This is a genomic window from Jannaschia donghaensis (genome assembly GCF_001403795.1).
In the GTDB taxonomy this organism is placed as follows: domain Bacteria; phylum Pseudomonadota; class Alphaproteobacteria; order Rhodobacterales; family Rhodobacteraceae; genus Jannaschia; species Jannaschia donghaensis.
The window spans coordinates 1,067,942-1,083,525 of record NZ_CXSU01000012.1 but is presented as its reverse complement, the minus strand read 5'-3'; the positions used below and the strand labels follow the sequence as shown (position 1 = coordinate 1,083,525).

At 63.2% G+C, this 15,584-nt stretch carries 14 protein-coding genes; 4 read left to right on the top strand and 10 right to left on the bottom strand.

Going from position 1 to position 15,584, the window contains the following annotated elements:
• Both JDO7802_RS14530 and cysE read left to right on the top strand, forming a co-directional pair.
• Positions 1-2,287: baseplate multidomain protein megatron (locus JDO7802_RS14530; RefSeq protein WP_187298153.1), on the top strand; the 2,287-nt coding region annotated here is incomplete at its 5' end.
• Positions 2,288-2,335: 48 nt separating this feature from the next.
• Positions 2,336-3,166 (top strand): serine O-acetyltransferase, encoded by an 831-nt coding sequence (gene cysE / locus JDO7802_RS14525; protein ID WP_438501643.1) that lies wholly within the window; start codon positions 2,336-2,338, stop codon positions 3,164-3,166.
• A 73-nt stretch (positions 3,167-3,239) separates the two neighbouring features.
• Here cysE and JDO7802_RS14520 read toward each other — a convergent pair whose 3' ends face one another.
• From JDO7802_RS14520 to gap (JDO7802_RS14480), 10 genes are all read right to left on the bottom strand, one after another.
• Positions 3,240-4,580, bottom strand: coding sequence for a pyruvate dehydrogenase complex dihydrolipoamide acetyltransferase (locus JDO7802_RS14520; protein ID WP_055086668.1), 1,341 nt, complete (start codon positions 4,578-4,580; stop codon positions 3,240-3,242).
• A 12-nt stretch (positions 4,581-4,592) separates the two neighbouring features.
• A complete protein-coding gene (locus JDO7802_RS14515) occupies positions 4,593-5,969 on the bottom strand; it encodes a pyruvate dehydrogenase complex E1 component subunit beta (protein WP_055086667.1) in 1,377 nt (458 codons plus the stop codon).
• Between the two features lies 1 nt (position 5,970).
• On the bottom strand, positions 5,971-7,011 hold the full coding sequence (gene pdhA, locus JDO7802_RS14510) for a pyruvate dehydrogenase (acetyl-transferring) E1 component subunit alpha (RefSeq protein ID WP_055086666.1): 1,041 nt from the start codon (positions 7,009-7,011) through the stop codon (positions 5,971-5,973).
• A 186-nt stretch (positions 7,012-7,197) separates the two neighbouring features.
• Entirely contained in the window at positions 7,198-7,497 is a 300-nt protein-coding gene (locus JDO7802_RS14505) for a septum formation initiator family protein (protein WP_055086665.1), read from the bottom strand.
• Positions 7,498-7,601: 104 nt separating this feature from the next.
• The gene (locus tag JDO7802_RS14500; RefSeq protein ID WP_055086664.1) at positions 7,602-8,495 is read right to left on the bottom strand and encodes a fructose bisphosphate aldolase; all 894 of its coding nucleotides are present in this window, start codon (positions 8,493-8,495) and stop codon (positions 7,602-7,604) included.
• 84 nt (positions 8,496-8,579) lie between these two features.
• Positions 8,580-10,121, bottom strand: coding sequence for a hypothetical protein (locus tag JDO7802_RS14495; protein ID WP_055086663.1), 1,542 nt, complete (start codon positions 10,119-10,121; stop codon positions 8,580-8,582).
• 75 nt (positions 10,122-10,196) lie between these two features.
• Positions 10,197-11,375 carry a phosphoglycerate kinase gene (locus tag JDO7802_RS14490; RefSeq protein ID WP_055086662.1) on the bottom strand — a complete coding sequence of 393 codons (1,179 nt, stop codon included), beginning with the start codon at positions 11,373-11,375 and terminating at the stop codon, positions 10,197-10,199.
• A 110-nt stretch (positions 11,376-11,485) separates the two neighbouring features.
• Positions 11,486-12,487 carry a type I glyceraldehyde-3-phosphate dehydrogenase gene (gene gap / locus JDO7802_RS14485; protein WP_055086661.1) on the bottom strand — a complete coding sequence of 334 codons (1,002 nt, stop codon included), beginning with the start codon at positions 12,485-12,487 and terminating at the stop codon, positions 11,486-11,488.
• A gap of 153 nt (positions 12,488-12,640) precedes the next feature.
• Complete coding sequence (locus JDO7802_RS18320; protein WP_187298152.1) at positions 12,641-12,784, bottom strand: hypothetical protein; 144 nt, start codon at positions 12,782-12,784, stop codon at positions 12,641-12,643.
• A gap of 80 nt (positions 12,785-12,864) precedes the next feature.
• Positions 12,865-13,863, bottom strand: coding sequence for a type I glyceraldehyde-3-phosphate dehydrogenase (gene gap, locus JDO7802_RS14480; RefSeq protein WP_055086660.1), 999 nt, complete (start codon positions 13,861-13,863; stop codon positions 12,865-12,867).
• Positions 13,864-14,069: 206 nt separating this feature from the next.
• Here gap (JDO7802_RS14480) and JDO7802_RS14475 point away from each other — a divergent pair, with 206 nt between their 5' ends.
• Complete coding sequence (locus JDO7802_RS14475) at positions 14,070-15,017, top strand: DUF808 domain-containing protein (protein ID WP_055086659.1); 948 nt, start codon at positions 14,070-14,072, stop codon at positions 15,015-15,017.
• Between the two features lie 107 nt (positions 15,018-15,124).
• On the top strand, positions 15,125-15,584 hold a 460-nt coding region (locus JDO7802_RS14470; RefSeq protein WP_055086658.1), incomplete at its 3' end, for a superoxide dismutase family protein.

Sequence of the window (15,584 nt, the reverse complement as noted above, 5' to 3'; positions counted from 1 at the left end):
CGAGATCGATTTCATCGGGATCGACAATTACATGCCGTTGGCCGATTGGCGCGACGGTGATGAACACGCGGACGTCGAATATTGTTCAACGCTGAATCTCGAATATCTTCAGGCGAATATTGAAGGCGGCGAAGGCTACGATTGGTATTATCCGACGTCCGAAGCGCGAGCCGCTCAGAGGCGGATTCCGATCACGGACGGCGCGTACAAAGAACCTTGGATTTACCGTGTAAAAGACATCCGTAACTGGTGGTCTAACGCGCATCACGATCGGATCGACGGTGTCCGGGTCGATGCGCCGACCGCTTGGCAGCCCGGATCGAAGCCCATCAGGTTCACCGAGTATGGCTGTGCCGCCATCGACAAGGGGGCAAACCAACCAAATAAGTTCGTCGATCAGAAGTCTTCTGAGTCGAGCCTTCCGCGATATTCCAACGGTCGGCGGGACGATGCGATGCAGATGCAGTACCTGCGCGCGCTCCTGTCGTATTGGAGCGCGGACGATCGTAATCCAGATGCGACGGCCTACAGCGGAAGAATGCTGGATATTGAACGAAGCCTTGCGTGGGCCTGGGACACACGACCATGGCCGTATTTTCCCGAACTGTCGTCTTATTGGAGCGACGCGGAGAATTACGCCCGAGGTCACTGGATCTCCGGAAGAACTGCGCATCAGCCTCTTGCGACCGTCATCGCGGAAATCTGCAGGACGGCAGGCCTGTTTGACTATGACGTATCTCGGGTTGACGGAGTCGTTCGAGGGTACGTCGTGCCGAATGTGCAAAGCGCACGGGCGGACTTGCAACCCCTGCTAATGGCCTACGGCGTGGAAGTGAGTGAGCAGGATGGAAAAATCGTTTTCTTCATGCGTGCCGATGCGCCGGAGGAAGTTTTGGACCCGAATTTTTTGGTGCGCCGCGACGGTCCGGTCATAGCCAAGCAACGCGCGCCGCTTGCAGAAGCACCACGCCGGGTTTTGGTCAATCACATGGATGCAGAAGGCGATTTCGAAATCAGGGTCGCGGACGCCAGCCTGCCGGGAAGAAGCGTGGTTCCGATATCGCAGTCGGAGGTACCGCTTAGCCTGACACGCGGCGAGGCACATGGATTGGCAGAGCGATTCCTGACCGAAGCGAACGTGGGACGAGATACGGTCGAGTTCGAATTGGCGCCGTCGGCACGATCTCCGAAGGCTGGGCATCTGCTTCGGATAGACGGCTCGAATGATCTGTGGCGCATCGATCGATTGGAAGATGGCGGGGGCCGAAAAGTCCAGGCCGTACGCACGGAACGGGCACAATACGACCCGAGTGACCGAGTGGAAGATGGAACTGGACGAGTGCGCCCGCTCGCCCCGTTGCCGGTCGATGCGACGTTTCTGGAGTTGCCGCTTCTGACTGGCGAGGAGGTGCCCTATGCGCCTTACGTGGCGATCTCGGCGAGCCCCTGGCCCGGGACAGTGACGGTCCAATCGTCTTTCGACGACGCGAACTATCGCGTGAACAGCGTAATCACCGCGCCATCGGTCATTGGAACGACCGAGACGGTCTTGGACAGAGCGGCGCCGTCAATATTCGACAATGGACCAGAACTGCTGGTCCGCATCAGAAACGACGGACTCGAAAGCGTTTCGCGTACCGCTCTGCTGTCAGGTGCGAATGTGGCCGCGATCAATGATGGGTCGTTGACCGGTTGGGAGGTTTTTCAGTTTCAAACGGCCCGACTCGTTGCACCCGGTCTGTGGGGACTGTCCACGCGCCTGAGGGGACAGCGCGGGACGGAGTGGGCGATGGCAGCCCCGCACCCTGTAGGGTCGAAGGTCGTCTTCCTCGACACCACGCTCACGCAGCTGACCCTGGCTAAGGACGCTCTCGGGCGGGATCGCTATTACCGGACGGGGCCGGCGAGCTTGCCGGTGGAAAATGACGCGTATGTGCCGGCGATTTTTGCCGCGCGGGGCGAAGGCTTGCGCCCCTATGCACCGGTCCATCTGCGGGCTTTCCCGAATGCGAGCGATGTTCGTGTCACCTGGATCAGACGATCAAGGACGGGTGGCGATGGCTGGGATGCAGTCGATGTGCCGCTGGGCGAGACGCGGGAAAGGTACCGCGTCCGCGTTATTCAAGGCGATGGCAATATCGCTTGGGAAGTGGAAACGACATCGCCAGAAGTCACGATCGAAAACCGCCACTTTGAAGATTTGATTTCGGGTCCCGTATCCGTTGGTGTAAGCCAGATCTCCGAAGATGTCGGACCAGGGGCCGAGGCTCGGATCGTCGTGCAATGATACGCGATTTGCTTTGAGCGGGTCGAAGACCTAGGTCTTCAGTTCAGGATGGAGATTGCCATGACGATGCCCAACAGCCAGCTGCATTCCCTTGACCCTGTCTGGGATCGGATCCGATCAGAAGCGCGGCAGGCCGTGATTGATGAGCCGGTTCTCGGCGGCTTCGTCCATGCATCGGTTCTGCACCATGACACAATCGACGCGGCGCTTGCGTACCGGTTCGCGCAAAAGCTCGCGTCGAGCGAGATGAATGAGCAGATTCTCAGGGAAGTGGCCGAACGTGCTTTCGGCGCGGACGCTACGATCGTGACAGCAGCGCGCGCCGATATCGTCGCGACGTTCGAACGCGATCCAGCCTGTGATCGATTTCTCCAGCCGCTCATGTATTTCAAAGGTTATCAGGCGATCCAAGCCAGTCGCGTGGGCCATTGGCTTTGGGGCCAGGGTCGTAAGGATCTGGCATACTTTGTTCAGATGCGCGTTTCCGAGATCTATGGTGTGGACATCCACCCCGGTGCCCGGATTGGACGTGGGATCATGATCGACCATGCCCACTCCATCGTCATTGGAGAGACGGCGGTCGTCGGCGACAATGTATCGATGCTCCATTCCGTGACGCTGGGTGGAACGGGCAAAGAGGATGACGACCGACACCCGAAAATCGGGGATGGCGTGCTGATCGGGGCGGGGGCGAAAGTGCTCGGCAATATCACGATCGGCCACTGCTCTCGGATTGCGGCCGGATCTGTGGTGCTTGAAGACGTTCCACCAAAGACGACCGTCGCCGGTGTTCCGGCTCGCATAGTCGGTGAAGCCGGCTGCGCGCAGCCTTCGATCATGATGGATCAGCTGGTAGGCATCCGGGCTGCGGACGACTGATATCGACAGATGCTGAACGAATGCAAAAGGCCGGAGTACATACCCCGGCCTTTATCGTGTTTCGGCGGATCGCTCAGGCCAACATCATCATCGGATTTTCCAGGTTCGACGCGATCGCTTTCAGGAAGTCCGCGCCCAAGGCACCGTCGATGACTCTGTGATCTACGGACAGTGTCACGGACATGATGGTTGCTGCCGTGATCTCTCCGTCCTTGCCGATGATCGGCTTCTTGACCCCGGCCCCCACTGCCAAGATCGATCCATGCGGCGGGTTGATGACTGCGTCGAAATTGTCGATTCCGAACATTCCAAGGTTCGAGATCGCAAAGCTGCCGCCCTGGTATTCGTGTGGTGCCAGTTTGCGATCGCGCGCGCGGCTTGCGAGGTCCTTCATCTCCGCTGACAGAGCCGACAGCGATTTTAGATGCGCGTCCTTCAGGACGGGCGTGAAAAGACCTCCTTCGATGGCGACGGCCACAGCCACGTCGGACGGCTTGAGACGCAACATTCGATCGCCGGCCCAGACCGCATTGGCGTCTGGCACTTCCTGCAGGGCAAGCGCGCTGGCTTTGATGATGAAGTCGTTGACCGACAGTTTCACGCCCTTTGCTTCCAGCTGCTTGTTGAGTTGCCCCCGGAACTTGAGCAGCGCATCGAGCTGGATGTCACGGCGCAGGTAGAAATGCGGGATCGTCTGCTTGGCCTCGGTCAGGCGGGCGGCGACGGTCTTGCGCATCCCGTCCAGCTTCACTTCCTCGAATTCGCGACCCTCGAACATCTTGATGACCTGATCGGACGACATACCGGCGGGCATTGACGGTTTCTGTCCCGCTGTTTCGCCTTTCGGTGCGTCGGCCTGAGGTGCCGCGGGTTTCGCAGCGCCGGGTTGCGCGTTTTCCACATCGGCCTTCACGATGCGACCGCGCGGACCTGATCCCTTGACGGCACCCAGATCCAGACCCTTGTCCTTCGCGATGCGTCGGGCAAGCGGCGTGGCGAAGATCCGATCACCGGATTTCGGCTTCGATGGCGCGGGGGATGCTGCGGCACCGCCGTCGCGTCCATAACCTTTGGCGGGCTCGGTCGCTTCGCTTGGCTCCGACGGGGCCGCCTGGGATGAAGCGTCTGCCTTCGGCGAGGTTGAGACATCATCGACTGCCGACGCGTCCTCCCCTTCCTCCAACAGCACCGCGATGGGCGAGTTGACCTTCACCCCTTCGGTCCCTTCGGCCACCAGTATCTTGCCGACGACGCCTTCATCGACGGCCTCGAACTCCATGGTCGCCTTGTCGGTTTCGATTTCGGCCAGCAGATCGCCGGAGGAGACAGTGTCCCCTTCCTTGACCAGCCATTTCGCCAACGTCCCCTCTTCCATCGTGGGAGACAGGGCGGGCATCAGAATTTCGGTTGCCATATCTGCGACCCCTTAGCGGTAGGTGACTTTTTTGACGGCTTCGACCACTTCGTCCGTGGTCACCAGCGCCAGTTTTTCCAAGTTCGCCGCATAGGGCATGGGCACGTCCTTGCCGGTGCAAGTGATGACCGGCGCGTCCAGATAATCGAACGCGCGCTGCATGATCGTGCTCGCCATATGGTCGCTGAACGATGCGACCGGGAAACCCTCCTCGATCAAAACGCAACGGTTGGTCTTCATCACCGATGCCAGCACAGTGTCGTAATCGACCGGGCGCAGCGTTCGCAGGTCAATGACCTCCGCTTCGATCCCTTCTTCGGCCAACCGTTCGGCGGCCTCGCGGGCGTAGGTCATCCCGATACCCCAGCTGACCAACGTCACGTCGGATCCTTCGCGCCAGATCTTCGCCTTGCCGAACGGCACAGTGAAATCGTCCAGCTTGGGCACCTCGAAGGATTTGCCGTACAGGATCTCGTTTTCCAGGAAGATCACCGGGTTTGGATCGCGGATGGCTGATTTCATCAGTCCCTTCGCGTCCGCTGCGGAATAGGGCATCACGACCTTCAGGCCGGGAATGCTTGCGTACCACGCGGCGAAATCCTGCGAATGCTGCGCGCCCACGCGGGCGGCTGCCCCGTTTGGTCCGCGGAACACCATGGGCGCACCCATCTGACCGCCCGACATATAGAGGGTTTTTGCAGCCGAGTTGATAATCTGATCAATGGCTTGCATGGCGAAGTTAAACGTCATGAACTCCACGATGGGTTTCAAACCGCCGAATGCCGCGCCCACGCCGATGCCGGTGAAGCCATGTTCGGTAATCGGCGTGTCGATCACGCGTTTGGAGCCGAATTCGTCCAGCATCCCTTGCGAAATCTTGTAGGCACCCTGATATTCGGCGACTTCCTCGCCCATCAGGAACACATCCTCGTCGCGGCGCATCTCTTCGGACATCGCCTCGCGGATGGCTTCGCGGACGGTCATCGTGACCATCTCGGTGCCCTCGGGCCAGTCGGGGCTGGCGTTCGATTGCGGGGTCGGCGTCTCATCGGCGACGCGTGCGGCGGCCGGGGCGGGGGCTGCGGCCTCCTCCTTGGCATCCTGTGTCTCGGCTTTCGGTGTGGTCGTGATGTCATCCGCGCTCTCGCCGTCTTCCAGCAGCACGGCGATGGGCGAATTGACCTTCACGCCTTCGGTCCCCTCGGCGACGATAATCTTGCCGATCGTGCCTTCGTCGACGGCCTCGAACTCCATCGTGGCTTTGTCGGTTTCGATCTCGGCCAGGATGTCGCCGGATTTGACGGTATCGCCTTCCTTGACCATCCACTTGGCAAGGGTGCCCTCCTCCATCGTGGGGGACAGGGCGGGCATCAGGATTTCGGTCGCCATGTTACGAGGCCTCCTGCGGGATCACGTCGGAATAGATATCGGTCCAAAGCTCCTCGAGTGCGGGCTCCGGGCTTTCCTTGGCGAACTCGGCCGAGGCGTTGACCACTTCCTTGATCTCCTTGTCGATGGCCTTCAGATCATCCTCGCTGGCATGCTTGCCGGTCAGCAGGATCTGGCGAACCTGTTCGATGGCGTCGCGCTCTTCGCGCATCTTCTGCACCTCGTCGCGGGTCCGGTACTTGGCCGGGTCCGACATCGAATGGCCGCGATAGCGGTAGGTTTTGATCTCCAGGATATACGGGCCTTTGCCCGCGCGGCAGTGGGCCACGGCCTTCTCGCCGGCGGCCTTTACGGCCAAAACGTCCATGCCGTCGACTTCCTCGCCCTCGATGCCGTAGGCCGCGCCACGCTCCCAATAGGAATTGGAATGGGTCGACCGCTTGGTCGAGGTGCCCATGGCATATTGGTTGTTCTCGATCACGAAGATGCAGGGCAGGTCCCAGATTTCGGCCATGTTATAGGCCTCGTAAACTTGGCCCTGGTTCGCCGCCCCATCGCCGAAATAGGTAAAGGTGACGTTGTCGTTGCCCTTGTACTTGTCCGAAAATGCAAGGCCCGCGCCTATGGGGACCTGTGCGGCGACGATGCCGTGGCCGCCGTAGAAATGCTTCTCCTTGGAGAACATGTGCATCGAGCCGCCCTTGCCCTTGGAGTAGCCCCCCTCGCGCCCCGTCAACTCGGCCATGACACCATTCGGGTCCATCCCGCAGGCCAGCATGTGCCCATGGTCGCGGTAGGATGTAACGCGCTTGTCGCCTTCCTTGGCGGTCGCTTCCAAACCCACGACGACCGCTTCTTGACCGATATACAGGTGGCAAAACCCCCCGATCAGACCCATCCCGTAAAGCTGTCCCGCCTTCTCCTCGAACCGTCGGATCAAAAGCATGTCCCGGTAGTACTGGAGAAGTTCCTCCTTGGAGACATTGGCACCGGCCTTGCTGGCGGGCGGTTTTGCCTTTGCGGCGGGCTTGCGGGTGGCCATGGGGCGCATCTCCTCCGGAAATGGGATCGTTCAACGTTAAACAATTTCCTATCGCAAAGGTTCCGAGGGGGAAAGGGGGTGCGGGGGAGTGTGAAACCTCCCTACGAAAAGGCGCGCTTCCAAGACCGAGCAAGCGATGAAACCGGTCGAGACAGGTCGGGCAGGCCGGGTCCGCGAAACGGGGAATTATTCGACGATGATTTCGTCGCCCCGCGCGACACCCAGAACCACACGCGCGCGCTCATCCAGCAGGTCGAGGTCGAGGTAATCGTCGGACAACCGCCGTGTGCGGTCGCGCATCCGGTCAGTCTGCGTATTCAGCAGGTCCAATTCCGCCAGCAGCACCTGACGCTCCGCATTCAGTTCGACGCGGCGGAAGACGCCGTATTCGCCCTGAACGGCGGCGAAGACGAAATACCCCCCGAACCCCAGCAGGGCGAGGGGGAAGACCAGTCCGTAACCGGCGCGTCTGCGTCTGGATGCCATGCGTCTGCTCATTGTCGGCGCGGCCTCTGACGGGCCACTCCGGGTCTTATGGCACAGGGCGATTCAGCTGTGAATCCCCTTTGGTGCAAAAGGACGGACCGTGGTCAGCCCGCGACGGAGGCGGCGTGGATGCTGTCGATCGTCCGCGCGATTTCGGCCTCGAAGGCGGCATCGTCCTGGTCGTCGGACAAGCCTTCGGTCAACGCGCGGCTGAAACTAGCGATGACGCCCCGGTTGCGGGCCAGGCGTCCATTCGCCTCGTCGCGCGAATACCCCCCCGACAGGGCCACCACGCGCATCACCTTGGGGTGGTTGACCAGCGGCGAATAGAATCCCGCTTCCTCGGGCAGGGTCAGTTTCAGCATCACCTCCTCGTCATCGGGCAACTTGTCCAGATGATGCATGATCGACTGCCGCAGCATATCTTCCGCCGCGGCCTTATCGGGAATGGTAATCGTGATTTCGGGCTCCAGGATGGGCATCATGCCGTGCGACAGGACCTGACGGCCCAGCTCGAACTGCTGCGCCACGATCGCGTCGATCCCCGCTGCATCGGCGGCGTCGATGACCGACCGCTCCTTGGTGCCGAAGACGCCCATCGACCTCGCGCGCGATAGCGTGTCGTCCAGACCGGGGATCGCCTTCATCGTCTTCACGCCGTTGCGCGCCTCCTCCAGACCCTTGTCGATCTTCAAAAACGGCACCACCCCCCGTTCTTCCCACAAATAGGCGGGCGCCGCCTTGCCCTGAAACTCCCGGTCCATGGTCTGCTCGAACAGGATCGCACCGACCACCTTGTCGCCGGTGAACGCCGGGGCCTTCACGATCCGCGCCCGCATCCCGTGGATCAAGTCGAACATCTCCGCTTCGGAGGCGTAGCGGTTCTCGGCCACACCGTATTGTTTCAAGGCTTTGGGGGTAGAGCCGCCCGACTGGTCCAACGCGGCGATGAACCCCTGGCCGGCACGGATCTTCGCGGCTTTGTCCTGATCGACCATGGGGCTCTCCACTACCTGAAATATCGCTCCAAGCCCTACGGCGCAGGGGGCAATGCCGCAAGATGGTGGTTGCGCTAACGGGCGTCAGCCGCCCCGCCGCGCCAGCCAGATCGTCGTCGCCCGGTCCGCCACGTCGTTCCGTGTCGCGGCCCAATCCGCGCGCGCCTCCATCGGCACCGCCCGCGCGATCCGGTCCAGCAGGGCGCGCGCATCCGCATCGCCCTCGGCCGCCGCGACCGACGCGAACAGCAGGGCCAGGGGCAGGGACCGCACCGCCCCGACGCCGCGCAGATGGGCCTCGGCCCGGGCGCGCAACTCGGCCGTCGGGCCGGTGAACGCCGCTTCCGACGGCTCGGGCGCGGCGGCCTGCAGACGCAGCCGCGTGGCGAAGGGCATGTCGTCCTCCAACCGGTCCAGCATGGCGCGCAGGCGCGGTGCCCCGCCCGGCCCAGCGGCCAGCGCCATGCGATACGCTTCAACACTGTCCGACGTCATCAGCGCCTGGGCCAGCTCCAGCGCGACCTCCGTGTCGCCCGCCTCCACCAACGGGGCCAGCAGTCGTTGGGCCTGCGCCGAATGACGCGGGGCACGGTCGCCGCGCAGATGGGCCAGCCCGACCGCCCGTGCCTCCGCCGTGGTCAGCGATCCGGGGTCGGCCATCGCGCGGGCGACCAATGCGGGGTCCAGCACATCGCGCTCCGCCGCACTCGCGTTGCCAACCTGCGGTTCCAGAAGCTCGATCAGGGGCAGCGGCCCGTCCTCCAATCGGCGCACGAATGCGCCGTCGATGTGCCGGGGGACGGCGGCGTCGAACCCGCTTTCGATGACCAGACGGTCCGGGTCAGCGACGAAGGCGCTCCAGCCTTCGCCAAGCACGGCGACGAAGGCTTTGGCTGATTTCGGCATCGGTTGATCGCCCGCCGCCCCTTCTAGGACAGGGGTTAACGCCTGCACCACATAGGCGGCGGCCGTGTCGGGGTCCGTCAGCGGCGGCGGCAGGACGGCCCGCGCCATCTCGAACCCCCCCAAATTGTCCAACGCAACGGTCACGCGCGCCAGATCCGCGTCGATCACCGGCGCGTCGTCGGGGCCTTCGCGGACCCAGAAATACGGGAATTCCGCCGCCACCGTCAGGGCGGCAACCCCCGTCACCTGCGCCCCGATCCGCAGATCCAGCGCGCTGGAGGGCGCATCATAGGCATAGTCGATCGTCACCTCGGGCACCGACACCCCGTCCCCCGGCAGGATCATGGCCAGCGGCGCGGCGTCCAATTCCGTCAGGCAGGCGTCGGTCATTGTCACGCCACGCAGGTCGACCCGCCCCGACAGGTTCACCAGCGACAGCGGGTCGTCCGACATAAGGTCCAGCGACCGCACCCCAACGATGCAAGGCGCGTCGCGCGACGGCACGCTGACTTCCAGATCGGCGACCGACAGACGTCCCTGCGCCAACGAAAGGCTCAGGTCGCCATACGTCACGCGCCCCTGCGTGCGGGCCGCCCCGACAAGGCTTTGCAGGATCTGGGTCAGGATGCGGTCGGGGTGAAACGCGTCCAGAAGCGATGCTTCCTGCGCGGACACCGGCAGCGGCATTGCAAGGGCGGAACACAGGATCAGGCGGCGCATCGAACACTCCGAAGCAAGGGCAGGGTTGGCGAATGCCTCAGCCTAGCCCCGCTTCGGTCGATCCGTCGACCCGCCTCACTCCGACAGCGCGGCGACCCCGGGCAATTCCTTGCCCTCCATCCACTCCAGAAACGCGCCGCCGGCGGTGGAGATATAGGTGAAATCATCCGCCACGCCCGCGTGGTTCAGGGCCGAAACCGTATCGCCGCCCCCCGCGACGGAGATCAGCTTGCCCGCCTTCGTCAGTGTTGCCGCATGACGGGCGGCGGCGACCGTGGCGGCATCGAAGGGCGTCATCTCGAACGCGCCAAGCGGCCCGTTCCAGACCAGCGTCGCGCACCCGTCCAGCACCGTCTTGATATGCCCGACCGAATCCGGCCCCGCATCCAGTATCATGTGACCCGCCGGGACGTTTTCGGCCTTCACCACCTGCGTGGGGGGATCGGCGCGAAACTCCTCGGCGACCACGACGTCGCGCGGCAGCAAAATCGCGCAGCCCGCGGCCTCCGCCTTGGCGACGATCTCGCGCGCGGTGTCCAGCAGGTCATGCTCGCACAGCGATTTCGCCACATCGACGCCGTTGGCCGCAAGGAACGTATTCGCCATGCCGCCCCCGATGATCAGGTGCTGCACCTTGGTCACCAGATTGCCCAGCAGGTCCAGCTTGGACGACACTTTGGCCCCCCCGACCACCGCCGCGACCGGCGGCTTCGGCGTGCCCAATGCGGCTTCCAGTGCGGTTAACTCCGCGGCCATCGACCGGCCCGCGCAGGCGGGCAACAACTTGGCCAGCGCGTGGGTCGTCGCGTGGGCGCGGTGCGCGGCCGAAAACGCATCGTTGCAATAGACGTCGCCGATCGCGGCCAGACGTCGTGCGAAATCGATGTCGTCCTTCTCCTCGCCGGGGTTGAAGCGCACGTTTTCGAACAACAGCACATCGCGGTCCTTCATTGAACCGACCGCGTCGCCGTACTTGCCGTCCGCGAAGCCGACCTCTACGCCCAGCGCATCCGACAGGGCAGGCACCACCTGGCGCAGCGACATCTCGGGCACGACCTGGCCCTTGGGCCGCCCGAAGTGCGCCAGCAGAACGACCTTGGCCCCTTTGGCGCGCAGATCGGAAATCGTGGGCACGATCCGGTCGATCCGGGTGGTGTCGGTGACGCGCCCATCTTCGACCGGCACGTTGATGTCCACGCGGGTCAGAACGACCTTTCCGTCCAGGTCCATATCGTCGAGCGTCTTGAAGGGCATCTTGGGTTAACCTTTTGTTAACATTGCAGATCGTTTCGCTGCGAAACCCGCAGCGATAACAACGCCCGAAGGATATTGCCATCGCCGAGGTCGAGGTTCGTCGGTCTAGGTCAGATCAACTTCCCCATCGCCACCGCAGTGTCGGCCATCCGATTGGAGAAGCCCCATTCGTTGTCATACCACGACAGAATGCGAACCATCTTTCCCTTCTCCATCACCTTGGTCTGATCCATGTGGAAGGTGCTGGAATGCGGGTCGTGGTTGAAATCGGTGCTGACCAGCGGCTTGTCGGTATAGGCGAGCACGCCCTTGAGCGGTCCGTCCGCGGCGGCGCGGATCGCGTCGTTGATCTCCTCGACGCTGGTGTCCTTGCTGGCGGTGAAGGTCAGGTCCACGACCGACACGTTCGGTGTCGGCACCCGGATCGCCACGCCGTCCAACTTGCCGTTCAACTCCGGCAGGACCAGGCCGACGGCCTTCGCCGCACCTGTGGACGTCGGGATCATCGACAGTGCGGCGGCGCGGGCGCGGTAGAGGTCTTTGTGCATCGTATCCAGCGTCGGCTGATCGCCGGTATAGCTGTGGATCGTCGTCATGAACCCACGCTCGATCCCGACCGCCTGATGCAGGACATGGGCGACGGGGGCCAGGCAGTTGGTGGTGCACGATGCGTTCGACACGATGATGTCGTCCGCCGTCAGCTGATCGTGGTTGACGCCGTAGACGATGGTCTTGTCGGCGTCCGATCCGGGCGCGGAAATCAGGACGCGGGAGGATCCGTTGTCCAGATGCGCCTGGCACTTTTCCTTGGAGGTGAAGATGCCGGTGCATTCCATCACCACGTCCACGTCCGACCACGGCAGATCGGCGGGGTCGCGCATGGCGGTGACCTTCATCTGCCCGCGGCCCACGTCGATCCAGTCGTCGCCGGTCTTCACGTCGGCCGGGAAGCGGCCATGGACGCTGTCGTATTGCAGAAGGTGGGCGTTGGTCTCGACCGGGCCCAGATCGTTGATCGCGATGACCTCGATATCGGTGCGTCCCGATTCGATGATGGCGCGCAACACGTTGCGTCCGATGCGGCCGAAACCGTTGATTGCCACTTTGACCATGTCGTCACCTCCGAAGGGATGCGCCCGCTGTGGTGGGGCGCGATGGAAACCTCGTGCGGGAACATGTCGTTACCGCTAACGGTTCCGCGCTAACATGCGTCGCGCGATCCGCGCAACTGCCACGACCGCCCGGCGCGTCTGCATCGTCGACCCTCATCGCCAGAAGGCCAGATATTCGGTCAATTCGATCAGACGCTTGCCAAGGAAGGTCACGATTTCCGCATCGTTGAACAGCCAGTCCGCCCCGAAGAAGGACACCAGCAGAAGGGCGAGGATGGCGGCGGTCGCGTTGTTCATGGCCGGCAGCTTTGGGGCAGGCGGCGTGGCGCGGCAAGAGATGAAGACATCCGTCGCGCGTCGGGCACACCGCGCGCGGGTCAGATCAGCCGGCCCATATGGGCGGCGACATCGGCCATGCGGCACGAAAAGCCCCATTCGTTGTCGTACCAGGCCAGCACGCGCACGGTGCGGCCCACGACCTTGGTCTGGTCGGGGGCGAAGATGCAGCTGTGCGTGGTGTGATTGAAATCGATGGAGACCTTGGGCTCGGGGTCATAGGCCAGCACCGCGCCCATGCGGCCGGCTGCCGCCTGGGCCATGATGGCGTTGACGTCGGCCACGGTCACGTCGCGCGCGGCGTGGAACGTAAGGTCGACGGCAGACACGTTGGGCGTGGGCACGCGCAGGGACGTTCCGTCCAGCTTGCCGGCCAGTTCGGGCACGACCGCGCCGATGGCCGCCGCGGCGCCGGTGGACGTTGGGATCATCGCCATCGCCGCCGCCCGCGCGCGGTAGAGGTCGTCGTGACGCCGGTCCAGCGTCGGCTGATCGCCGGTATAGCTGTGGATCGTGGTCATGATCCCGCTTTCGATGCCGATCGCGTCGTTGAGGACCTTGGCCATCGGGGCCAGGCAATTCGTGGTGCAACTGGCATTCGATGCGACGTGGTGATCGGGTGTCAGCGCGCGGTGGTTCACGCCGTAGACCACGGTCAGATCGGCGTTTTTGGCCGGGGCCGATACCAGAACACGCTTGGCCCCGCGCGACAGATGGATCGCCGCCGCATCGCGTTCGTTGAATTTGCCGGTGCATTCCAGCACCACGTCGACGCCGTCCCAATCCAGCTTCGCCGGGTCATAGGTCGACTGCACGGTGATCGGCCCATGACCAAGATCGAGCGTGTCGCCCGACACCCGCACCTGACCGCCGTAGCGCCCGTGCACGCTGTCGTAGCGCAGAAGGTGGGCGTTCGTCTCGATCGGGCCGGTGGCGTTCATGCGTACGACGCTGACGTCGTTGCGGCCCGCCTGCGCGATATGCGCCAGCGTGCAGCGCCCGATGCGACCGAAGCCGTTGATCCCGATGGTAACCGTCATGTCCACACTCCAATACGCCCCTGCGGTATGCCGTAGGATACGAAGGGCCGTGCTGCAACGCGGCAAACCGTTTGTTTGCAGGGTGTTAGCGTTAAACCGAGCCGGTGGCGCTAACGGTTAGCGCTCACCCATTGCGCGTGGCGCGTTGACCGCGCGCACGGCACGCTAGATCGTGCGCCGGACCCAAACCCGGAGAATCGGACCACATGAGCGGACTTCTGGCACTTCTCGACGACGTCGCGGCCATCGCGAAGGTCGCTTCGGCCTCCATCGACGACATTGCGGCACAGGCGACCAAGGCCGGGGCCAAGGCCGCCGGCGCGGTGATCGACGACGCCGCCGTGACGCCGAAATACCTCCACGGGTTTCAGGCCGCGCGCGAATTGCCGATCGTCTGGAAGATCGCGCGTGCCAGCGTGTTCAACAAGCTGGTGATCCTGCTGCCCATCGCGATGCTGCTGTCGCAGTTCGCGCCCTGGGTCATCCCGTATTTCCTGCTGCTGGGCGGGTTGTATCTATGTTTCGAGGGGGCCGAGAAGGTCTATCACTGGCTGGTTCCGCACGACACGCTGTCCAACATCGACCCCGAAACGACCACCTTGGACGCCACCCATCTGGAGGAGCAGCGGGTGAAGGGCGCGATCAAGACCGACTTCATCCTGTCGGCGGAAATCATGACCATCATCCTGGCCAACATCGATCCGGGCAGCGCCTGGTATTTCGAGGCGGCGGTCCTTGGCCTGGCCGCGCTGATCATCACCATCGCGGTCTATGGTGCCGTCGCCCTGATCGTGAAGGCCGATGACGTCGGTCTGGCGATGGCTGAGGGCGGCCGTCTGGGCGCGACCCGCGCCCTGGGGCGTGCCGTGGTCAAGGGAATGCCGACCTTCATGACCATCCTGACGATCGTCGGGACGGCGGCGATGATCTGGGTTGGCGGCAACATCGTCGTCCACGCGGTCGGCGAGATAATCTGGCACGGGCCCTATGACCTGATCCATTCCGTCGCGGTGGGGACGGCCAATGTGATCCAGGTGGCGCAGGGGTTCGTCGAATGGCTGGTGACGGCCGTGCTTGACGGGATCGTGGGCCTGGCGATCGGTTTGCTTTTGATCCCGGTCGTCGGCCTGTTCGCCAAGAAGGACGCCCATTGAACGGACATGGTGCCGCAGATCGCGCCGATTGAATGAACGGTTTCGCCCCCCGCGCGTTGAGGGGGCGAGCATCCAAGATGCACCCTGAATTCTTATGGAGCGATCCAATGACACATTCCCTTCGCACGGCGACCTGCGCCCTGATCACCGCCCTGACGGCCCTGCCTGCCATGGCACAGGATCAGCAGACCGCCTCCGCCCTGATGATCGACACGACCGGGGCCGAGATCGGCAGCGCGAAAATGGTGCAGGGGCCTGCGGGCATTTTGGTGCACCTGAAGGTGACGGGGTTGGAGCCGGGCGCGCATGGCGTGCACATCCATTCCGTCGGCGTCTGCGATACGGGCGAAACCTTCACCACGTCCGAAGGTCATGTCGGCAGCGGCGGGGCCCATGGCCTGCTGAACCCCGATGGGCCCGAGGCGGGTGACCTGCCCAACATCTACGTCTCGGCCGATGGCATCGGGGACATGGAAGCCTATGTGACGATGGCGTCGCTGGGCGGAGAGATGAATGATCTGCTGGACGCGGACGGCTCCGCCTTCATCGTCCACGCCAATCCCGACG